Raw genomic sequence first — 20,229 nt, forward strand, 5'->3', positions numbered from 1 at the left:
TCAGTTAAATTGGAGTCCAGTGATGTCTTTTACCGTGGTTATTCCTGCCCGTTATGCTTCTACCCGTCTGCCGGGTAAACCTCTGTTGGATATTGCTGGTAAGCCGATGATTCAACGGGTTTATGAGCAGGCGCAGAAGAGTGAGGCGAACCGTATTATTATCGCTACCGATGATCAGCGTATTGCCGATACTGCAAAGGATTTTGGTGCGGAAGTCTGTATGACCTCAGCGGATCACCCTTCCGGCACAGATCGTCTGCAGGAAGTGGCCAGCCAACTGGGCTTTTATGCCGATGATATTATCGTCAATGTGCAGGGTGATGAGCCGCTGATTCCGCCGCGTTTGATCAATCAGGTCGCCCATAATCTGGCGGCAGACCCTACTGCAGGCATCTCTACTTTATGTGAGCAGATTACCGAACTGGGTGCGGTACATAATCCTAATGTGGTGAAAGTGGTCATGGATACCAATGGCTATGCACTCTATTTCTCACGTGCCACCATTGCCTGGGCCCGCGATAGTTTTGCCGAAAATCTGCAACAGTTACCGCCATCTCCTCTATATCGTCACATTGGTTTATATGGTTATCGCGTGAAGATGCTGAATGATTTTGTCCGTTGGGCTCCGGCACCGATTGAGCAGGCCGAGCAGTTGGAACAGCTTCGAGCATTGTGGAACGGTGTCCGTATTCATGTGGCGATCGCGGATGAAGCTCACCCGGCGGGTGTGGACACGCCGGAAGACCTGCAGCGTGTCAGCAAGTTACTGGAGGCGCAAAATGGTTAAGGTGCTGTTTGTTTGCTTAGGGAATATCTGTCGTTCGCCTACCGCTGACGGTATTTTCCGTGGTCTGGTGGCCAGAGCGGGTCTGGACAAACGTATTGAAGTGGATTCAGCGGGCACTGGTGCTTGGCACGTGGGCAATCCACCTGACCCTCGTACACAGAAAGCGGCGGAAGTCCGGGGCTATGATCTGAGTATGCTGCGTGCCCGTCAGGCCATTGAAGCAGACTTTCATGAATTTGATCTGATTCTGGCCATGGATCATGCTAACTACAATGAGTTGATGTCATTGCAGCCAGCCAACAGCAAAGCCAGTCTGCGTCTGTTTCTATCCTATGCCCCAGAATTGGGAGTACAGGAAGTGCCTGACCCCTATTATGGTGGTGACGATGGCTTTGAGCAGGTGCTGGATCTGGTGGAAGCGGCCGGTGAAAACCTGCTGGCAGAGTTAATTAAGCAATACAAGCTATGAGTTCAGATCAAGTCACCAATAATGCTGCTCCTATCCGTGTCGATGACAGTGGTGCATCTGATGCTGTTTCTTCTGATGCTATTTTTTCTGATAGTCCCATTTCTGGCTGCATTTCTGATAAGAGCCTGCCTGAAAATATCCGGGCAGGCGTCAATCTACAGGATAAAAACACCCTGGGCTTTGCGGCTCGGGCGCGCTTTTTTGCACAGCCGGACAACCTGGAGCAGCTTCAGCAGGCGCTAGCCTTTGCTCATCAGCAGCAACTGCCGGTCTTTCCCTTAGGCGGTGGCAGTAATCTGATTCTTGATCGTGATCTGGATGCTGTAGTGATCCAGATGAATAACTGTGAGCGGGATTATCAGCTGTTGGATCAAGGCCGGGTGCAACTAACCGTTGGTGCAGGTGTTAACTGGCATCAGTTGGTAATGGATAGCGTAGAGCGTGGTTATTTTGGTCTGGAAAACCTAGCATTGATCCCCGGAAGTGTCGGTGCCGCTCCGGTACAGAATGTCGGCGCTTATGGTGTTGAACTGGCGGATCGCTTGGTAAGCCTGCAGATTGTGTATATTGCTACTGGTGAGGTACAAACCCTCTCTAAAGCTGAGTGTGACTTTGCTTATCGAGATAGTATTTTTAAGCAGGCGCTAAAAGGTCAGGTGATTATCACCCAGTTAACCTTGTGTCTCAGTACGCAAGTAGATGATCTGCGTTTGGGTTATGGTGATCTGGCGGCTTGTTTGGAAGGTCAGGAACTCAGTGCCAAAAATATTGCACAGGCGGTGTGTCATATTCGCCAAAGTAAGCTGCCAGATCCTGAAGTGTTGGGTAATGCCGGTAGTTTCTTTAAGAATCCGGTTATAGCCAAAGCTCAGGCCGACGCATTAAAGGCTCAATACCCCAATATGCCGCTTTACCCTGTGGATGATCAGCATAACAAGTTAGCAGCAGGTTGGCTGATAGAACAGTGCGGCCTTAAAGGTTATCGTAAAGGTCCTGTGGGTGTTTATGAAAAGCAGGCGTTGGTGTTGGTACACTTTGGTCAGGGCCGTGTACAGAATCTATTGGAGCTGGCTGAAGAGGTGAAAGCTCAGGTGCTGGAAAAGTTTGCTGTTACATTAGAGATTGAGCCGCCTATGGTGAGCTCTTTGATCTAGTGTTTGAAATGCACTTGTTGTTTTAACCTGCACAAGCCTCACTTTGAATCTGGTTTTTAGTATTTGCTTCCCCTTATTCTTTAAAAAGACATCGGGCTGAAACCCTGGTGTCTTTTCTGCTTCATTATTCTGACCCTGTTCTGTCCTCATTTTGTCTGGATTCTGTCTTGAGGGGTTCACTGAGCTGCAACGGGATTTTCATCTGGTAAAGGCATGCTATGTCCAGGCTGAACAACATCAAAGGTGATGTATGAATGCACGGACAAAACCGGATTTTCTGACTTCTCAACCTGCTTCGCTGGATATGAAATTTGGCCAGCAGGAAAAGAACCCAGTGCTGAAACATATGGATCATTTACAAGGGCAGTTACAAGAGCAGCTGGACAGTTTAAATGCTGTGGTTGAGTCCATGCAGCGTATTAGCGATATCATGGATCGTATGGCTAAGAAGAAACGTAAGTTGAATAGTACAGGGGGAGTCCCTGAAAGAGGTAAACAAGGCGATCCTGCGGGACATTCACCCTGATAGAATTCTTCTGTATACCTGTTTATGCGATATGAAGAATGAAATACAAAGAAGGCCAGCAAAATGCTGGCCTTCTTTGCTTTAACCTAAGAGCTAATGGTCATTAGGCTATACCTGAATAGCACGGATATTTATTCTGATTGCTCAGAGCTATCAGCCGTGGCATTCGCCTCGGTGCGCGCCAGGCGTGGATCGTTAGCAACACGACCATTGCGCGGATTACGCGTACGAGGTTTCTTCGCTACTGGTTTTTTCTTCTCCATCGCAGGAGCGGCTGGCTGGGCACCACCTTCGCTAGGCTTGATGGTTGGGATCTTCAGTTGAATATCACCCGCCTCAGCCGCTTGTTTGGCACGTTGCTTACGGCTCATACGCTTAGGCTTAGCGGGAGCTTCTGCTGGAGCGCTTGCCGTAGCTTCAGCTGATGTTTCCGCTGGAGTCGGTGCAGCAGCTTCTTGGGCAGAGCTTTGCTCTGCTGGAGCAACAGCTTCAGTGCTAATTGTTTCGGCTGCAGGAGTCTCTACCGCCTCAGTCGGAGCTGCCACAGGTGCTTCTGGCGTAGGCTCAGCTTCAACTACAGGAGCTTGTGCTGTCTCTACTGCTGACTCAGCGGCTACAGATGCAGGTATTTCAGCAGCCTCGGCCGCAGTCTCTTCTGTTGGAACTGCTGCGTCTGCTGCTTCTGCAGTTTCGGCTTGTGTACTGATTTCTGCCGTTGCAACAGGCTCAGCAGGTGCTTCTGTAGTAACGGTTTGCTCTGCAGGTGCAGCTTCGGCTGTTTCAGCCATTGGGGCTGCTTCTACTACAGGAGTAGCTTCTGGCTGTGTTGCTTCTGCTACTGGTTCAGCGACAGCTTCAGTAGCAGGACTTTCTGTTGTCACCGGCGTTTCAATCGCTGCTGGTGCTTCAACAGTTGTCGGAGCTTCAGCTACAAATGGTGCTTGAGCTTCTGTTTCTGCCTGAGCTGTTGCAGCAGTGTGTTCTGTCTCAGCAGTACTTTCGGTTTCAACTGCTTTCTCTGCAATTGTTGCTTCCGCTTTTGCCCAGATCGCTTTTGTATCGACACTTGGCTTTTGCTCATTGCTTTCCTGGGTTGCAGGCTTGCTGGCTTCAGCCTGTGCGCTTACAGGTGCGGCAGATTTAGCGGATTCAGGTTTTGGTGACTGAGGGCCTGCTTTGGCTGGCTTCTCAGTGCGCTGCTCCTGTTTTGCTTTGTCTTCGACAAGCTTCTCTACAGGTTTTTCCTGAACAGCAGTTTGCTCTGAGGTTTCTGGCTTAGCTACGGCGTTGCCCTGAACCGCATGATCCTGTTGAGCCTTATCTTCATTGCTGCGGTTACGACGACGACGACGAGGATTATTACGGGTGCGCTTGTTCTTAGGGCGTGGCTTCTCTGCCGCTTCCTGAGCGTTATCACCGCTTTCCTCTTCTGTCTGTTTGACCTGGGTCTTCTCTTTCTCTTCTCTAACCTTCTTGCGTTCACGGCCTTTATTTGGCTTGTCAGCGTTACGGTTTTCTTTAGTGTCGTCGTCAGGCTTTTTGTTGTCACGCTTGTCATCGCGCTTGTCGTCACGTCGATCATCACGTCTGTTGTCGCGATCACGACGTGGTTTTCTTTCATTGCGACGGCGGGAGCGCTGTGCGCGATCCTGGCGTTGCTCTTTTTCTTTATCGTTGCTGCTGTCTTCTTTGTCAGCTTCTTTGCTTGGTTGCTCCGTTCCGGAACCACTAAACAGTTTAGCCAGCCCTTTAAACAGCTTGCTTAAGAAGCTTTCGCTCTGTTCGGTCTGAACAGGCGTTTCTTCAATTACGGGAGCAGGGGCTGCCGGGGCTACACTGCGAACGGCTGCTTTAGGGCGTTCAATTGGTTTAGGTGCCGATGTGATCTCTTCCTCTTTTTCAGAAGAAGACACATCAATCTCGAAACTGGACTCTTCTCCACCGGTTTCCAGGTGATCATCACGCAGGCGTACCACTTCATAGTGTGGGGTTTCCATACCTGGGTTTGGAATCATCACTACTTCAACGGACTGTCGAGCTTCGATATCACTGATGGTGTTACGCTTTTCGTTTAGCAGGAAGGTCGCTACGCTAACCGGCAGAATAGCGCGGATTTGAGCGGTACGATCCTTCATCGCTTCTTCTTCGATCAAGCGCATGATCGAAAGCGCCATGGACTGAACGTCACGGATAGTGCCCTGACCTTCACAGCGAGGACATACCACACCACTGGTTTCACCCAGAGATGGACGCAAACGCTGACGGGACATCTCCATCAGACCAAAGCGGGAGATGCGTCCAATCTGTACTCGGGCGCGATCCACTTTCAGGGCGTCACGCATACGGTTTTCGACTTCACGCTGGTTTTTCACCGGCGTCATATCGATAAAGTCGATCACGATCAGGCCGCCGATATCACGCAGGCGCAGCTGGCGTGCAATCTCGTCGGCAGCTTCCAGGTTGGTGTTTAGTGCGGTTTCTTCAATATCGCTGCCGCGGGTGGCGCGTGCAGAGTTAATATCGATCGAGACCAGTGCTTCGGTGTGGTCAATCACAATAGAACCGCCGGATGGCAGTTTCACTTCACGCTGGAATGCGGTTTCGATCTGACTTTCGATCTGGAAACGGCTGAACAGCGGCACAGGATCTTCGTACAGCTTGATCTTACTCTGATAAGTCGGCATCACCTGCTGGATAAAGTTCATGGCTTCGACATGAACTTCCGGGTTGTCGATCAGAACTTCACCCACATCTTGACGCAGGTAGTCACGCATCGCACGAATGATAACGTTGCTTTCCTGATACACCAGGAAAGGAGCTGGACGCTCATCGGCTGCACTTTTAATGGCATCCCACAGCTGGATCAGGTAGTCCAGATCCCACTGAAGTTCTTCAGCGCTACGGCCCACACCGGCAGTACGAACGATGACGCCCATATCCGATGGCATGGTCAGCTGATTCATCGCATCGCGCAGTTGAGTACGGTCATCACCCTCGATACGACGGGAGATGCCGCCAGCACGGGCATTATTCGGCATCAACACCAGGTAGCGCCCCGCCAGGCTGACGAATGTGGTCAGGGCTGCACCCTTGTTACCGCGCTCTTCTTTATCAACCTGAACGATAACTTCGGTGCCTTCCTTTACCACATCTTTGATATTGATGCGGCCACTGATTTCGGAAGGTTTCTTGAAGAAATACTCTTTGGAGATCTCTTTCAGCGGCAGAAAGCCATGACGTTCTGCGCCAAAATCGACAAACGCCGCTTCCAGGCTTGGTTCAATACGAGTGATACGGCCACGATAGATGTTGGCTTTTTTCTGTTCACGGGAGCCGGATTCAATATCCAGATCGTACAGTCTCTGGCCGTCTACCAGGGCTACACGCAACTCTTCAGGTTGAGTTGCGTTGATTAGCATTCTTTTCATTGGAAGTTTACTGGGTCCTTTGGACACCCAATGTCGGATCGTCCGACTCAACCTCTAACGGCTCGGAATCAAGATTTTTATGCGTGCATTACGCTTTTTCATTAGGGACACTCTACCATAGGGGGCAGAAAGCGGCCGGGGTCTTCTGACTGTGCTGTTACGGTTGTTACTCCGTTGGTGTCATTGGCAGCAAAAGATGAAAAACATATTGGTGGCAAGGTACAGGACTGGATGACAACACATGATAATACCCAGCACTGACAATCGGTCAATGCTGCAATAATCCAGTCGTTCCGCGAGTCTCACCGGACACGAAACATAAGTTGATCCGTTCGCACGTAAAGGTTGTTTGGGTGTGCTGTTAACGGAAAAGCAAGCTGAATTTTCAGCTCACATTCAATTTGTAATCTGTTACCATCACGCGTTTTCGCTGTGGTAGTCGCCTGAATACCCCGCCATTGAGTCCTGTTTTGTGGACGCGGGGGCTAGACGTTTATGATACTTTTTCAGGCGGTCTGCAATATAGCAGTTATCATACAAACCATCAATTTGATTTGAGGGTTCACCACCTGTTTTCTGCCTCAGGAGGCACTGTGTCTGAAGCGGCCAATTCTGTTCAATTTGTCACCATCGATGCGAACCACGAAGGTCAGAGAGTTGATAATTTTCTGATCACTTTTTTAAAGGGCGTACCGAAAAGTCTGGTCTACCGCATTATCCGTAAAGGTGAGGTTCGGGTGAATAAAAAGCGTGTGAAAGCGGTTTATCGCCTGAAATCAGGTGATCAGGTGCGGGTGCCACCGGTGCGAGTGGCAGAGAAGACAGAAGATATTCCGGTCAGCGATGGCCTGAAACAGGTGCTGGAAAGCAGTATTCTGCGGGAAACCGATGACTGGCTGGTGCTGAACAAACCCCATGGCTTGTCGGTACATGCGGGTTCCGGTATCAAACAGGGCTTGATTGAAGCGCTGCGCCAGATCCGTCCTGATGATCGCTTTTTGGAGCTGGTTCATCGTCTGGATAAAGAAACCTCTGGCTGTATCCTGATCGCGAAAAATCGTATCAGCCTGAACTTTCTGCAGGAGCAGCTGAAACAGAAACAGTTCAGCAAGAAGTATCATGCGTTGGCTGTGGGGCGTTGGTCTGAGAAGACGGTTCAGGTGAATAAGCCACTGTTAAAGCAAGCGATCGGTGATCGTGAACGTGTGGTCAAAATCAACGAACAGGAAGGTAAGGCGTCGTTAACCCGCTTTAAAATCCTGCGACGCTTTAAAGGTTGTACCCTGGTTGAAGCAGAGCCTGTTACAGGTCGTACCCACCAGATTCGTGTACACAGCCAGTTTGCCGGGCATCCTCTGGTCGGTGATGTGAAGTACGGTGATGAGCGTGTGAACGAGAGTTTTAAAGCCCAGGGCTTTCGCCGTATGTTTCTGCATGCCGCGAGCCTGGAGTTTCCTGACCCGGCAACAGAGCAGCGAGTTAAGGTGCTGGCTCCCTATGAGGATAGTATGGATAAGATGATTAAGCAGCTGAGGCAAGGGGGGTAAGCGGTGAAATATCCATTGGTGATTTTTGATTGGGACGGTACGTTGATCGATTCAGAGGCCCGTATTATCTCCAGTATGCAAGCCGCTGCCGTGGATGCCGGTTGGGCCGAACCTCTGACAGATGCGGCGGTCAGAAACATTATCGGCTTGGGACTGCCGGAAGCGATTCAAGCCTTGTGTCCGGGTGTTGATGGTCAACAGCTGGAGCAGATACGTATCGGCTATTCCAAACACTTTCTGGAAAGTTCAGATCTGGAAATGCCCTTGTTTTCCGGGGTGCGAGAAGGTTTGGAAAAACTACGTCAGGCTGGTTGCGTGTTAACCGTAGCGACAGGAAAAAGCCGTCGTGGCCTGAATCAGGTCTTTGAGGAAACAGGGCTGGGCGAGTTGTTTGTGAATTCACGCTGTGCCGATGAGACCCGTTCCAAACCTGATCCCCTGATGCTGCATGAGTTGCTAGAGGAAACCGGTTATTCGGTGCATCAGGCGGTCATGGTCGGTGATACTGAGTTTGATCTGGGCATGGCCAAAAACGCCGGGATGGATTCGGTGGCGGTGAATTATGGCGCTCATCATCCGGATCGTTTGCAGATCTACAACCCAGTATTATCTATCGACAGCTTTGTTGAGTTGGTTGATTGGTTGTTAGAAAAATAGTGATAGGTAGAAGCTCTAATAAGATTATTGCTTAAAAGATGATTAATTAGTGCTTAAAAAGATGATTAATAGGTAAGAGCGGCTATGAGTGATTCTGAGTGGAAGGAACCGACGTTAAAGGTTGAGTCCGGCCAAAGGTCGGAGGGGCAAAAAACAGCGGAGGGGCATAGAGTGCAATCGGGTTCACAGCAAAGGCGCAATGGGAAGCCCGGTGCGGCTCAAACGGGTCATCTGATGGAAAAATGGTTGATGGAAACGTTGAAAGAGCAGCGTCGCGCCCGTCGTTGGCAGCTGTTCTTTCGCTTTGTCCGTCTGGCTATTGTGATTGCCGTTGTAGGTTTGTTCTGGCACTCCTCGGAAAGTGGCATAGAGATGCCAAACGGTGATCACGTCGCAGTAGTGGATGTGAAAGGTCAGATTGGTGAGCAGCAGCTGGCCAATGCAGATTTTCTTATACAGGGTATTCGGGCTGCGTTTAATGATTCCAGTACCAAAGCGGTTATTCTGAATATTAATAGCCCAGGTGGTAGTCCGGTTCATTCCGGTGAGGTTTATGATGAGCTGGTACGCTTGCGTCAGCTACACCAGGATATTCCTGTCTATGCCGTCATTCGGGATCTGGGGGCATCGGGTGCTTACTATATCGCGGCAGGTGCCGGTGAGATCTACGCCAATCGTGCCAGTTTGGTGGGTTCCATTGGTGTGGTTTCATCTGGTTTTGGTTTTAGCAAACTGATCGACAAGATGGGTGTTGAGCGCCGTGTCTTTACTTCCGGTGATAATAAGGCCTTTCTCGATCCGTTTGTGGATATGAGTAAGGAGCAGGCGAAGTTCTGGCGTTCAGTGTTGGGGCAGACTCATCAGCAGTTTATTGATGCGGTCAAGCAGGGACGTGGAAATCGCTTGGCAGACGATCCTGAGATCTTTAGTGGTTTGGTGTGGAATGGTGAGCAAGCGTTTAAGTTGGGCTTAATTGATGGTTTAGCCAGTGTGCGTCAAGTAGCAGAGCAGAAAGTGGGCGTGAGTAAGCTGGTGAACTTTACACCTGAGCCCTCTCCGCTGAAACAGCTGGGGCGTGAGATCGGTGTGCAGGTTAAAGCCGCTCTGAGTGGTCAGGACTTGTACTAGTACTTTTTATGATTAGAGCCTCATACCCTTCTGCGGAGTGAGGCTCTTGTATCTACATAAAATTCACTCTGAATGAGTTGTGGATAAAACTTAATGTTTCAAATCCCGCTTAAGCCAGCGGGTCCATCCCCTCATTAATCAGCATCTCGGTCAGGGCGATTAAAGGTAAGCCGATTAAGCTGTTAGGGTCTCGGCCCTCCAGTTGACTAAATAGAGTGATTCCCAATCCCTCTGATTTAAAGCTACCGGCACAATCCAATGGCTGTTCCTGTTCGATATAGCGTTCGACCTGACGCTCCGTTAATTCCTTAAAATGCACATTAAACGGCTCAACCAGACTTTGATGGCCCCCTGTTTGGCTGTTGTAAAGGCATAGACCGGTCAGAAAAGTCACGGATTGTCCGCTAAACTGCATTAATTGAGATTTGGCATTGTCTTTAGTGTGCGGTTTACCGATAATTCGCCCGCTAAAAGTGGCCACCTGATCGCTACCGATAATCAGACTGTTCGGATGCTTGTCCGCCAGGGCTTTTGCCTTGTCGATCGCCAGGCGTTCAACCAGTGCCGCAGCGTTTTCATCGGCCTGTGGGGTTTCGTCGATATCCGGGCTGTCCTGAATAAACGGGATACCTAATTTATCTAACAGTTGCTTGCGGTAGCGTGATGACGAGCCTAAAACCAGTGAGAGCATCGAGTGTGTCCTTATCGATTACGCAAATTCGATGAAAATTTGATGTTCTTTGTATTCTATCCTTTGACAGTTGCGGGTCATATCCCTATTATTGCGCGCTTATGTTTGGTGACCGACTTCCAATTACTATCGAGCCGTACAAATTAGCACGGGATGCTGGTGTTATTGAAGGGGATATCCCCCTGGAAAAATGCCAACGGGTGCTGGATGCCTTAGCCAGTGAGCAAGGGCATTGTCATGTACGTCTTGAGTTCGATATTGATCCTCAGCGCATCCGCTTTGTGCGGGGTACGCTTAAAGGCCAACTGCAGGTCCATTGTCAGCGCTGCATGCAGCCGATGCCGTTTGAGATCGATGGCGAATTTTTGTTAGCGATTGCTTCCTCTGATGAAGCAGCGGCTAACTTACCTAAACAGTATGAACCGCTGATCGTCGAAGATGAGAAGCTTGAGCTCTTACCTGTGATTGAGGATGAGATTCTTCTTACCCTGCCAATCACGTCGTATCACGACGAAGGTGAGTGTTCAGTTACAAGTGAAATGCTGGTTTCAGGTGATGTGGAAGAAGCGCAACCTGAAACTAAACCGGAAAACCCTTTCAGTGTGCTTCAGCAGCTGAAGGAAAAACGTTAACTGCAACCTCTAGTTGTATTAGGAGTGAGTTGTCATGGCTGTTCAACAGAACCGTAAAACCCGTTCAAAGCGCGGTATGCGTCGTTCTCACGATGCGTTGACTGCGTCTACGCTGTCTGAGGATAAAACCACTGGTGAAACCCACCTGCGTCACCATGTGACTGCTGATGGTTTCTATCGTGGCAAGAAAGTTGTTGACAAAGGCGACGAATAATCTGGTCTCCTTGTGTTAATCGCTATTGATGCGATGGGCGGGGACTCAGGTCCCCGTGTCACGCTTCCCGCCTGTATTAAAGCATTAAAACACTCTCCCCAGCTGTCGATTCTTCTGGTGGGTGATCAGCAACAGATCACGCCATTTCTACCTAAAAAGCCCGATCTACTCAAGCGTATCGAGATTCTTCATTCTGACGTCAGTGTGGCTATGGATGATAGTCCTAAGCATGCGTTAAGAAATCTGAAAGGCTCTTCCATTCATCTTGCGGTGCAAGCTGTGGCTGAAAAGCGTGCAGATGCTTGTGTCAGCGCAGGCAATACCGGTGCTTTGACCGTAATCAGTCGTTATCTGCTCAAAACCTATCCGGGGGTCAGTCGTCCTGCGATCTGTACTCTGCTGCCGGCAAAAGATGGTGAATGTCTGATGTTGGATCTGGGGGCTAATCTGGGCTGTGATGCTGATGATCTCTATCAGTTTGCCCTGATGGGAAGTGCTATGGCTGAGGTGATGCAGGGTAAGTCTTCGCCTTCTGTTGGTCTGCTCAATGTCGGTGAAGAAGAGTTAAAAGGTACCGAGCTGGTGCGTCAGGCTGCTGGGATTATGACTATGAGCGATAAGATCCGTTATCGGGGCTTTGTTGAAGGCAGTGATATTTTTTCCGGTCAGGTGGATGTGATTGTCTGCGATGGCGTATCCGGTAATACAGCTTTAAAAACCAGTGAAGGCGTGGTGCGTTTTTTGTTTGATCAACTACGCCAGGGCTTTCAGCAGAGTTTATACAGTCGTTTTATCAGTTTGCTTGCCCGGCCTGTATTAAAGACGATGCGGCGCTCTTTAAACCCGGAACGTTATAATGGTGCGGTTTTGTTAGGCTTGCAGGGTGTCGTGGTCAAGAGCCACGGTGCTGCAGAAGTGGAAGGCTTTTACCGGGCAATTGTGCATGCGCAGCGTGCGATAAGTGCCGATCTGTGTCAAAAAGTAGGTGCAAGAATTGAGGCCCCTTAGTTTTAAAAATATCATTAGTGGCAGATGATATTTTTAAAATTTGACCTCGATTTTTTTTTCAGTGTGCTATAATCGCGCGCTGTTCTGGTCTGGGTGCCAGTGATCAAGGATTTATAAAAGGTTTCAGCGAACCGATGTTTGTATTTTATCCGTTGAAACCAACAAATAATAACAGTGTAAAGGGTTTGCTATGACACAGTCCCTGGCTTTCGTTTTCCCTGGGCAGGGTTCTCAGGCAGTTGGCATGTTAAGTGAGCTGGCTGATCGTTACGCGGTGGTTCGCACTACGTTTGAAGAAGCCTCTCAGATTTTAGGATACGACCTGTGGCAACTGGTTCAGGAAGGTCCTGCAGAAACGTTAAATCAAACCGATAAAACTCAGCCGGCTATCTTGACTGCCAGTGTGGCTTTGTGGCGTGTCTGGCAAGAGCTGGAAGGTCCGCGCCCTTCTGTTGTAGCGGGTCACAGCCTGGGTGAGTACAGTGCTTTGGTTTGTGCTGGTGCCATTGGTTTTGCTGATGCTGTGCGTCTGGTGAAACTGCGTGGCGAGTTTATGCAGGAAGCCGTGCCTGAAGGTGTGGGTGCGATGTCTGCAATTCTGGCACTGGCGGATGACAAGATTGAAGAAGCTTGTCAGCTGACTGCAGAAGGCGATGTGGTATCACCAGTGAACTACAACTGTCCTGGTCAGGTGGTAATTGCTGGCAATAAAGCGGCCGTTGAACGCGCCGGTGCCAAATGTCAGGAGTTTGGTGCCAAGAAAGTGGTGCCTCTGCCAGTGAGCGTACCATCGCACTGTGCCCTGATGAAGCCTGCTGCAGAGCGTTTGGCAGCAGAGCTGGATAACATTGTCATTGAAGAGCCACGCATTCCGGTGGTACAGAATGTCGATGGCCAGCCACAGACCAATGTAGATACCATTCGTGAAAATCTGTTGGCGCAGCTGTATAGTCCGGTTCGCTGGGTATCCTGTATGCAGTATATGATTGACCAAGGTGTGGATACCACCGTCGAGTGCGGTCCTGGCAAGGTATTATCCGGTCTGAATAAAAAAATTCAGCGTAGTCTCAAGGTTCTGGCGGTTAATGACCCGGAAGCTCTGACGTCTACTATCGAGCTGGTTAAAGGCGCTTAAGCCTTAACCAATTCTGGAGAAGAGAATGAGTATTGAAGGAAAAGCAGCTCTGGTAACAGGTGCCAGTCGTGGTATTGGCCGTGCAACTGCCTATGCGTTAGGCAAGATGGGTGCGATTGTCATTGGTACGGCAACTTCTGACGCTGGTGCTCAGAGCATCTCTGACGGTCTGGCAGAGCAAGGTATTCAGGGTAAAGGCATGGTGCTGAATGTGACCTCTCAGGAATCCGTTGATGCCGTTATCAAAGAGATCACCGCTGAATTCGGTGCACCTTTAGTTGTTGTAAACAACGCAGGTATCACCAAAGACAATATCCTGATGCGCATGAAAGAAGATGAGTGGGATGATGTTCAGGACACTAACCTGAAGTCCGTTTTCCGCGTATCTAAGGCTGTACTGCGTGGTATGACTAAAGCGCGTTGGGGCCGTATCGTCAATATCAGCTCTGTTGTTGCGACCATGGGTAATGCGGGACAAACCAACTACGCAGCGGCTAAAGCCGGTATGGAAGGTTTTACCCGTGCGATGGCCCGTGAAGTCGCTTCCCGTAATATCACCGTGAATGCTGTGGCGCCTGGTTTTATTGCAACCGATATGACAGATGCTCTGCCGGAAGAGCAGCACGACATGCTGAAGAAACAGATTCCACTGGCCCGTCTGGGTCAGCCAGAAGAGATTGCCAACGCAGTCGCCTTCCTGGCAAGTGAAGGTGCGGGTTACATCTCAGGTGAAACCCTACATGTTAATGGCGGCATGAACATGCGCTAAATCAGGTTTTGAGTAATGGCTATTGCGCCACTCAACAACCCTCTATAAAATACCGACCAGTTTTTTTAAAGACTGTTCGGATTTGTACCCACAGGAGAATTTTGTAGTTATGAGCACTATCGAAGAGCGTGTAAAAAAGATCGTAAGCGAGCAGCTGGGTGTTAAAGAAGAAGAAATCACCAATGCATCTTCTTTCGTAGACGATCTGGGTGCAGACTCTCTGGACACTGTAGAGCTGGTTATGGCTCTGGAAGAAGAGTTTGAAACTGAAATTCCAGACGAAGAAGCCGAGAAGATTACTACCGTTCAGGAAGCAATCGACTACGTGGTTGCCAACCAGTAATCTGGTTGTGTATTCAGTCCCTTAGACTGACTACAAAGAAGCCGCTTTCTGCGTAGCAGGGCGGCTTTTTTTTTGACGCTTTATTGTTTTACCGTATAAATTTTTTGCAGTGCTCTTGCTTTAATTAAGGGTATACTGCGTTGGTCTGGGTATTTTCCCCTGACATACTTATTCCTTAAGCCGTATTTGGAGGAAGCACAATGCCTCGCAGAAGGGTCGTTGTTACTGGCCTGGGTTTGGTTACGCCCCTCGGTAATAATGTAAAAGACAGCTGGGAGGGTATCCTGGCTGGTAAAAGTGGTATCGCACCGATTGAGCATTTTGATACAGCGGGTTTCAGCACCCAGTTTGGTGGCTCAATTAAAGATTTCGATATCTCCGAATACATGTCAGCAAAAGATGCCCGAAAAATGGATACCTTTATCCAGTACGGCATGGCGGCTGCTATTCAGGCGGTAGCCGATTCCGGTATTGAATGTACGGAAGAGAACGCAAGTCGTATCGGAATTGCGATCGGCTCCGGTATTGGTGGCTTGCCAATGATCGAAGCGAACCATAACTTGCTGAATGAGAAAGGCCCACGCCGAATTTCTCCATTCTTTGTACCGGGCAGTATTATTAATATGATTTCCGGTAACCTGGCCATCCGCTTTGGTTTCCAGGGGCCGAATATTGCAATCACAACTGCATGTACTACAGGTACTCACAACATCGGCTATTCCGCCCGTACCATCGCTTATGGTGATGCGGATGTGATGCTGGCCGGTGGTGCTGAGATGGCGACTACGCCTCTGGGCCTGGGTGGCTTCGCGGCGGCGCGTGCGCTGTCAACCCGCAATGATGATCCTCAGGCGGCAAGCCGTCCATGGGATGCCGATCGTGATGGTTTTGTACTGTCCGACGGTGCCGGTGTTCTGGTGCTGGAAGAGTATGAACACGCCAAAGCCCGTGGTGCGACTATCTATGCCGAGCTGACCGGTTTCGGTATGAGCGATGACGCTTACCATATGACATCACCACCAGAAGACGGTCGTGGTGCTGCAGCATCTATGGCCAATGCCATTAAAGATGCGGGTATGAATCCAGAAGAGCTGGATTACATCAATGCTCACGGTACCTCTACTCCGGCGGGTGATGTGGCTGAAAGCCGTGCCGTTGAGAAGGTGATGGGTGATGCGGCTAAGTCTGTAGCGGTAAGTTCGACTAAATCTATGATCGGTCACCTGCTAGGTGCCGCAGGTGCAGTAGAAGCAGTCTTCTCTGTGCTGGCGATTCGCGATCAGGTTGCACCACCAACCATCAACCTGGATAACCCGGCTGAAGGCTGTGTGCTGGACTACGTACCCCATACCGCGCGCGATATGAAGATCGATAACGCGCTGTCCAATTCTTTTGGTTTTGGTGGCACTAACGGCAGTCTACTGTTCTCGCGCATTAAATAAGTGTGTTTAGGACAGGGTGTAATCAGATTTGATTATACCGTTGGATTGGAAAGGGAGCCTGCTTGCAGGCTCCTTTGCTTTCTGTCCCAGCTCTTTGCTGTTATTACCTTTTAGCCTCTCAAAAATACTGACCTCTTATTTGTAATGACGTTTCTGACACTGATTGATGGTTTACCTGAACAGAGCTGGCCGACCACTGACCGGGGGTTAGCCTACGGTGATGGCGTGTTTGAAACCTGTCGTATGCTTCAGGGGCAAGCACCGTTATTTGACCTACACTGGCAGCGTTTAAGTCAAAGCATTCAGCGTTTGGGCTTTGAACTGCCGTTTACCGCAGACGAACTCAAACAGTATCTATCCCGGGCAGTGTCTGGCGATGGTCTGGCCAAGTTGATTGTTACCCGGGGGAGTGGTGGTCGCGGCTATTGCCCACCTGAAGAGGCCCATGCTCGTTGGAGCTTGCAGGGCATGGCGGTACCGGAAACGCCGCTGGAGTATTATCAACAGGGTGTGCAGGTACGCAGTTGTCAGCTGAAACTCTCCAGTCAGCCAGCATTGGCGGGTATGAAACACCTAAGCCGCTTAGAGCAGGTACTGGCCAGAGCGGAGTGGCAAGATAACACGATCTTTGATGGCCTGCTGTTTGATCAACAGGATCATCTGATTGAAGCTACGGTATGTAATGTCTTTCTGCTGCAGGATCATCAGCTGATCACTCCGAAGCTGGATCAGTCCGGTGTCTCCGGTGTCATGCGGGCAGCGATTGAACGGACTTGCTCTGCTGTGGGACTAAGTTTTGTAGAGCGTCATATTCATCGTAGTGAGATTGCTCAGGCTGAAGCACTGTTTTTATCCAATAGTGTCCGTGGCATTATTCCCGTAAGCTGTTGGCTTGAGGATGGTCAGATGGTCGCGCGATGGCCGGTATTGCAGCCAGAGCTGAAGCCACTGATCGCTGTGTTACATTCCCGGTTGGCATTACCGGTTATTGCTTAAGGTTTTTACATGCTGGTTGCTTATAAACGTTGGCTGATTGCTGTTGTCGTACTGATGTTAATTTTGGCTGTTGCGGCGTTGGTTGGCGTGCAATACTGGAAACGTTTACTGTTAGCTCCGTTATTGCATCAGGACGATGTGGTATATGAGCTGAAATCGGGTTTGGGTGCCAATCAGGTATTGGGTCAACTGCATGAACAGCAGATCTTGCAAGACAGTTGGCCGTTAAAAGTCTGGCTGAAGTTGTATCCGCAAAATGCCTTGTTAAAAGCCGGTGAGTATAATTTACCTGCCGGCATTAACTCCTATGAGCTGATAGAGATTCTGGCTTCCGGTCAATCTATTCAGTACCAGATTACCTTGCCAGAAGGCTGGACCTTTCAGCAGGCGCTGGATCAGATCCAGCAGCACCCTAAGCTCAGCATAAAAACGGCTGATCTGACTGATCAGCAGATTATGCAGAAGGTGACTGGTGTGGCAGAAACCAACTTGCACCCGGAAGGAATGTTTTTCCCGGATACCTATCAGTTCCATAAAGGTGTCACTGATCTGCAGTTACTAAAGCGTGCTTATCAGAAGCTGCAAAGTGTGATGGCGGAAGAGTGGGGCAAGGCAGATAAAAGCAAACTGCCTTATCAGTCTGCGTATGAAGCTCTGATTATGGCCTCGATTGTTGAGAAAGAGACGGGTGCACCGGAAGAGCGTGGTCGTATCGCTGGGGTATTTGTCACGCGGCTACAGAAGCAGATGCGTCTGCAGACCGACCCTACGGTAATTTATGGGCTGGGTGATGCCTATCAGGGCAATATTACCCGCAAACATCTGAAGCAGATGACACCGTATAATACCTATCGAATTCCTGCCTTACCGCCGACACCGATTGCGTTACCGGGGCGTGAGGCTATTCATGCTGCATTAAACCCGGAACAAGATGGTTCCCTCTATTTTGTGGCTCGTGGTGATGGTAGCCATGAATTTAACCGCACGCTAGCCGCTCATAACAGAGCCGTGCGTGAATTCCAGATTTACAAACGTAAAAAAAATTATCAATCTGCGCCGCAAACAACTCAGGCTCAGTAGGCGACTACTGATACTTGAGGATGCTATTCCCGGCCCGGAAATTATTTTCGCTATAAGTTAAGGCTGTACCGTGTCCGAGCAACAACAAATCGCATCTCAAGGGGTTTTTATCACACTGGAAGGCTCAGAGGGTGTAGGTAAAAGTACTAATCTGGCCTTTATCGAGCAGTGGTTGACCGAGCAGGGCCATCAACCCATTGTTACCCGTGAGCCTGGCGGTACACCGATGGCGGAAGAGGTGCGTGAGCTGCTACTGGCACCCCGTGAAGAAAACGTCAGTGAGAAAGCGGAACTGTTGCTGATGTTTGCCGCCCGCGCTCAGCATCTGGACAGCAAGATTAAACCTGCCCTTGCTCAGGGCCGTTGTGTGGTTTCAGATCGTTTTACCGATGCCACCTATGCCTATCAAGGCTATGCCCGCGGTGTAAATCTGGACTGGATTGGTCAGCTGGAAACACTGGTGCAGGAGGATTTACGTCCTGACCTGACAATTCTATTGGATGTTTCTATTGAGGTAGCGATGCAGCGGGTCTCGATGCGTGGTGAGATGGACCGCTTTGAGCGGGAAAAAGCTGAGTTTTTTGAAAAAGTTCGCCAGGGATACCTGGCTCGTGCAGCAGCAGAGCCAGAGCGTTTTGCTGTAATTGATGCAGGTCAGCCATTGGAATCGGTAAAAGCAGATATTGCCGCGGCACTAGATGCTTTTTTTTCATCTGCCTCGACTAATACGAGTCGCAGCGCTAAAAACGCCAGACTTAACGGATAATCTATGCAGGATTCAATTTTTGCGCCTTTTTTATGGCAACAAGATATCTGGCAGCAATTGATCGATTGGCACATCTCTGGTCGTTTGCCACATGCGCTTATATTGTCTGGTGGAAGTGGTATGGGGAAGCACCACCTTTCCAAAGCTCTGGCTGCCTATCTGTTGTGCCGTAAACCTGGAAAAATCGCTTGTGGTTCGTGTAGCTCCTGTCAGCTTTTATCCGCGGGAACCCATCCTGACCTGTTAGAGATCTTGCCTGAATCAGAAGGTAAGCAGATCAAAATTGAGCAGGTGCGAGCGTTACAGGGTTATGCTGCTAAAACGGCTCAGCAAGGTGGTTTTCGGGTCATTATTCTGCGCCCAGCCGATGCGATGAACCAAAATTCGGCTAATGCTTTGCTGAAAAATCTGGAAGAGCCAGGGCAGAACGTGCTCTTCATTTTATTAACTCACCGCAGCAGTGCCGTGCTGCCTACGATTAAGAGTCGTTGTCAGCAGATTGCTTTGCCGGTGCCGGATACTGAATTGGCGTTGGAGTGGCTAAGAGAGCACCTGGAAAGCCATGCTGCTTTACATGCTGAAAAGCTTCTGAGAATGGCTAATGGCAACCCTTTAACCGCTCAGATGTTGGCGTCTGATGAAATGCATCAGCAGAGGGATAGGTTGTTTCTGAATATGGAAAGCCTGACCCGCGGAGCGGAGCCGGTTGAATTGGCGCCCTCTTTTTTAGAAGGGGATGTTAACTGGACATTGTTATGGATGCAGCAATGGTTATCGGATTGGTCTAACTGGTGTTTATTACAGCACGATGATCAGGTGCGTTTCCCTGAGATGTTACCCCTCTATAAACACTGGCATAAGACAGCCTCTTTGGTAGGTGCACAAAGCTTATTTCAAAGTATTGGCCAGCTGAGAACTCAGTTAGCTTCGGGAGCTAATCCTAATATTCAATTAGCCATGGAGTCTCTGCTTATCCGTTGGGTGGATAAGATGCTAGTATGATCTTATCGTTTATATGAGTGTTATTGCGTCTATAATGATTGGCAATCAAGAGGCAAATAGCGATGAGTTCCCCTCAAAAGCAAAAAGTAACCCTAAGTTTTAAGAGCAAAAATGAGCTTTACGAGGCTTATATGCCATTTATTCATAATGGCGGTCTTTTTATTAAGGCGAGTGGGGAGTTTAAGTTGGGTCAGAAGATGTCTCTGCAGCTTAAGCTTTTAGATGAGCCTGATTTGTTTCCATTTACAGGGCGAGTGGTTTGGATTACACCGCAAGGGGCTCAGGGGGCGCGGTTTGTAGGTATTGGCTTGCAGTTTTGTGATGAACACGTGCTGTTGAGAGATAAGATCGAGACTTGTCTGGCCGAGCATTTAAATGCTCACTCCTTAACTCATACGTTATAAGCCAGTACCTAAATAGGAGCCCCTCTTCAAAAAGTACTGTATATTCCAGTG

General features: G+C 49.5%; 21 protein-coding genes. 19 read left to right on the forward strand and 2 right to left on the reverse strand.

Going from position 1 to position 20,229, the window contains the following annotated elements; all coding sequences use genetic code 11:
- Window positions 1-22: 22 nt before the first annotated feature.
- From kdsB to H579_RS0113710, 4 genes are all read left to right on the forward strand, one after another.
- Window positions 23-787: a 3-deoxy-manno-octulosonate cytidylyltransferase gene (gene kdsB, locus H579_RS0113695; RefSeq protein WP_028301159.1), complete on the forward strand. Its 765-nt coding sequence runs from the start codon at window positions 23-25 to the stop codon at window positions 785-787.
- Window positions 780-1,256: a low molecular weight protein-tyrosine-phosphatase gene (locus H579_RS0113700; protein WP_028301160.1), complete on the forward strand. Its 477-nt coding sequence runs from the start codon at window positions 780-782 to the stop codon at window positions 1,254-1,256. Before kdsB ends, H579_RS0113700 begins: the two co-directional genes overlap by 8 nt.
- Window positions 1,253-2,410: a UDP-N-acetylmuramate dehydrogenase gene (murB, locus tag H579_RS0113705; protein ID WP_084624130.1), complete on the forward strand. Its 1,158-nt coding sequence runs from the start codon at window positions 1,253-1,255 to the stop codon at window positions 2,408-2,410. The genes H579_RS0113700 and murB overlap by 4 nt, the downstream gene beginning before the upstream one ends.
- A 250-nt stretch (window positions 2,411-2,660) precedes the next feature.
- Window positions 2,661-2,936 (forward strand): hypothetical protein, encoded by a 276-nt coding sequence (locus tag H579_RS0113710; RefSeq protein WP_028301162.1) that lies wholly within the window; start codon window positions 2,661-2,663, stop codon window positions 2,934-2,936.
- 131 nt (window positions 2,937-3,067) lie between these two features.
- Here H579_RS0113710 and rne read toward each other — a convergent pair whose 3' ends face one another.
- The gene (rne, locus tag H579_RS25645) at window positions 3,068-6,364 is read right to left on the reverse strand and encodes a ribonuclease E (RefSeq protein WP_084624131.1); all 3,297 of its coding nucleotides are present in this window, start codon (window positions 6,362-6,364) and stop codon (window positions 3,068-3,070) included.
- A gap of 593 nt (window positions 6,365-6,957) precedes the next feature.
- On the opposite strand from rne, the gene rluC reads away from it, so the two are divergent.
- The 3 genes from rluC (at window position 6,958) to sppA (ending at window position 9,696) form a co-directional block, all read left to right on the forward strand.
- Window positions 6,958-7,911 carry a 23S rRNA pseudouridine(955/2504/2580) synthase RluC gene (gene rluC / locus H579_RS0113720; RefSeq protein ID WP_028301163.1) on the forward strand — a complete coding sequence of 318 codons (954 nt, stop codon included), beginning with the start codon at window positions 6,958-6,960 and terminating at the stop codon, window positions 7,909-7,911.
- 3 nt (window positions 7,912-7,914) lie between these two features.
- Window positions 7,915-8,568 (forward strand): HAD-IA family hydrolase, encoded by a 654-nt coding sequence (locus tag H579_RS0113725; protein ID WP_028301164.1) that lies wholly within the window; start codon window positions 7,915-7,917, stop codon window positions 8,566-8,568.
- 84 nt (window positions 8,569-8,652) lie between these two features.
- Window positions 8,653-9,696, forward strand: coding sequence for a signal peptide peptidase SppA (gene sppA, locus H579_RS0113730; protein ID WP_084624132.1), 1,044 nt, complete (start codon window positions 8,653-8,655; stop codon window positions 9,694-9,696).
- A gap of 109 nt (window positions 9,697-9,805) precedes the next feature.
- Here sppA and H579_RS0113735 read toward each other — a convergent pair whose 3' ends face one another.
- Window positions 9,806-10,387 (reverse strand): Maf family protein, encoded by a 582-nt coding sequence (locus tag H579_RS0113735; RefSeq protein WP_028301166.1) that lies wholly within the window; start codon window positions 10,385-10,387, stop codon window positions 9,806-9,808.
- A gap of 101 nt (window positions 10,388-10,488) precedes the next feature.
- Between H579_RS0113735 and H579_RS0113740 the strand changes: the two genes are divergently transcribed.
- From H579_RS0113740 to H579_RS0113795, 12 genes are all read left to right on the forward strand, one after another.
- Window positions 10,489-11,019: a YceD family protein gene (locus H579_RS0113740; protein ID WP_028301167.1), complete on the forward strand. Its 531-nt coding sequence runs from the start codon at window positions 10,489-10,491 to the stop codon at window positions 11,017-11,019.
- Window positions 11,020-11,053: 34 nt separating this feature from the next.
- Entirely contained in the window at window positions 11,054-11,233 is a 180-nt protein-coding gene (rpmF, locus tag H579_RS0113745; RefSeq protein WP_028301168.1) for a 50S ribosomal protein L32, read from the forward strand.
- 12 nt (window positions 11,234-11,245) lie between these two features.
- The gene (gene plsX, locus H579_RS0113750) at window positions 11,246-12,241 is read left to right on the forward strand and encodes a phosphate acyltransferase PlsX (RefSeq protein WP_028301169.1); all 996 of its coding nucleotides are present in this window, start codon (window positions 11,246-11,248) and stop codon (window positions 12,239-12,241) included.
- A 190-nt stretch (window positions 12,242-12,431) separates the two neighbouring features.
- Window positions 12,432-13,376, forward strand: coding sequence for an ACP S-malonyltransferase (fabD, locus tag H579_RS0113755; RefSeq protein ID WP_028301170.1), 945 nt, complete (start codon window positions 12,432-12,434; stop codon window positions 13,374-13,376).
- Between the two features lie 25 nt (window positions 13,377-13,401).
- Window positions 13,402-14,145, forward strand: a complete 744-nt coding sequence (gene fabG, locus H579_RS0113760; RefSeq protein ID WP_028301171.1) for a 3-oxoacyl-ACP reductase FabG — start codon at window positions 13,402-13,404, stop codon at window positions 14,143-14,145.
- Window positions 14,146-14,254: 109 nt separating this feature from the next.
- Window positions 14,255-14,488, forward strand: coding sequence for an acyl carrier protein (acpP, locus tag H579_RS0113765; RefSeq protein WP_028301172.1), 234 nt, complete (start codon window positions 14,255-14,257; stop codon window positions 14,486-14,488).
- A 200-nt stretch (window positions 14,489-14,688) separates the two neighbouring features.
- Window positions 14,689-15,930 carry a beta-ketoacyl-ACP synthase II gene (gene fabF, locus H579_RS0113770; protein ID WP_028301173.1) on the forward strand — a complete coding sequence of 414 codons (1,242 nt, stop codon included), beginning with the start codon at window positions 14,689-14,691 and terminating at the stop codon, window positions 15,928-15,930.
- A 144-nt stretch (window positions 15,931-16,074) separates the two neighbouring features.
- On the forward strand, window positions 16,075-16,926 hold the full coding sequence (gene pabC / locus H579_RS0113775) for an aminodeoxychorismate lyase (RefSeq protein WP_028301174.1): 852 nt from the start codon (window positions 16,075-16,077) through the stop codon (window positions 16,924-16,926).
- Between the two features lie 9 nt (window positions 16,927-16,935).
- Window positions 16,936-18,006 (forward strand): endolytic transglycosylase MltG, encoded by a 1,071-nt coding sequence (gene mltG, locus H579_RS0113780; RefSeq protein ID WP_036566313.1) that lies wholly within the window; start codon window positions 16,936-16,938, stop codon window positions 18,004-18,006.
- 70 nt (window positions 18,007-18,076) lie between these two features.
- Window positions 18,077-18,772, forward strand: a complete 696-nt coding sequence (gene tmk / locus H579_RS25650; protein WP_245583276.1) for a dTMP kinase — start codon at window positions 18,077-18,079, stop codon at window positions 18,770-18,772.
- Window positions 18,773-18,775: 3 nt separating this feature from the next.
- Window positions 18,776-19,774, forward strand: coding sequence for a DNA polymerase III subunit delta' (locus H579_RS0113790; RefSeq protein ID WP_028301176.1), 999 nt, complete (start codon window positions 18,776-18,778; stop codon window positions 19,772-19,774).
- Between the two features lie 62 nt (window positions 19,775-19,836).
- Window positions 19,837-20,178, forward strand: a complete 342-nt coding sequence (locus tag H579_RS0113795; RefSeq protein ID WP_028301177.1) for a PilZ domain-containing protein — start codon at window positions 19,837-19,839, stop codon at window positions 20,176-20,178.
- Window positions 20,179-20,229: the final 51 nt, after the last annotated feature.

The organism is Oceanospirillum beijerinckii DSM 7166, from assembly GCF_000422425.1.
In the GTDB taxonomy this organism is placed as follows: domain Bacteria; phylum Pseudomonadota; class Gammaproteobacteria; order Pseudomonadales; family Halomonadaceae; genus Oceanospirillum; species Oceanospirillum beijerinckii.

What these genes read in the sequence shown, in the direction of transcription:
- rne (WP_084624131.1), bottom strand. Translation starts at nt 6,364, where the DNA reads ATGAAAAGAATGCTAATCAACGCAACTCAACCTGAAGAGTTGCGTGTA.
- H579_RS0113795 (WP_028301177.1), top strand. Translation starts at nt 19,837, where the DNA reads ATGAGTTCCCCTCAAAAGCAAAAAGTAACCCTAAGTTTTAAGAGCAAA.
- H579_RS0113790 (WP_028301176.1), top strand. Translation starts at nt 18,776, where the DNA reads ATGCAGGATTCAATTTTTGCGCCTTTTTTATGGCAACAAGATATCTGG.
- fabG (WP_028301171.1), top strand. Translation starts at nt 13,402, where the DNA reads ATGAGTATTGAAGGAAAAGCAGCTCTGGTAACAGGTGCCAGTCGTGGT.
- sppA (WP_084624132.1), top strand. Translation starts at nt 8,653, where the DNA reads ATGAGTGATTCTGAGTGGAAGGAACCGACGTTAAAGGTTGAGTCCGGC.
- fabD (WP_028301170.1), top strand. Translation starts at nt 12,432, where the DNA reads ATGACACAGTCCCTGGCTTTCGTTTTCCCTGGGCAGGGTTCTCAGGCA.
- murB (WP_084624130.1), top strand. Translation starts at nt 1,253, where the DNA reads ATGAGTTCAGATCAAGTCACCAATAATGCTGCTCCTATCCGTGTCGAT.
- fabF (WP_028301173.1), top strand. Translation starts at nt 14,689, where the DNA reads ATGCCTCGCAGAAGGGTCGTTGTTACTGGCCTGGGTTTGGTTACGCCC.
- mltG (WP_036566313.1), top strand. Translation starts at nt 16,936, where the DNA reads ATGCTGGTTGCTTATAAACGTTGGCTGATTGCTGTTGTCGTACTGATG.
- kdsB (WP_028301159.1), top strand. Translation starts at nt 23, where the DNA reads ATGTCTTTTACCGTGGTTATTCCTGCCCGTTATGCTTCTACCCGTCTG.
- acpP (WP_028301172.1), top strand. Translation starts at nt 14,255, where the DNA reads ATGAGCACTATCGAAGAGCGTGTAAAAAAGATCGTAAGCGAGCAGCTG.
- H579_RS0113700 (WP_028301160.1), top strand. Translation starts at nt 780, where the DNA reads ATGGTTAAGGTGCTGTTTGTTTGCTTAGGGAATATCTGTCGTTCGCCT.
- pabC (WP_028301174.1), top strand. Translation starts at nt 16,075, where the DNA reads ATGACGTTTCTGACACTGATTGATGGTTTACCTGAACAGAGCTGGCCG.
- H579_RS0113710 (WP_028301162.1), top strand. Translation starts at nt 2,661, where the DNA reads ATGAATGCACGGACAAAACCGGATTTTCTGACTTCTCAACCTGCTTCG.
- rpmF (WP_028301168.1), top strand. Translation starts at nt 11,054, where the DNA reads ATGGCTGTTCAACAGAACCGTAAAACCCGTTCAAAGCGCGGTATGCGT.
- H579_RS0113740 (WP_028301167.1), top strand. Translation starts at nt 10,489, where the DNA reads ATGTTTGGTGACCGACTTCCAATTACTATCGAGCCGTACAAATTAGCA.
- H579_RS0113735 (WP_028301166.1), bottom strand. Translation starts at nt 10,387, where the DNA reads ATGCTCTCACTGGTTTTAGGCTCGTCATCACGCTACCGCAAGCAACTG.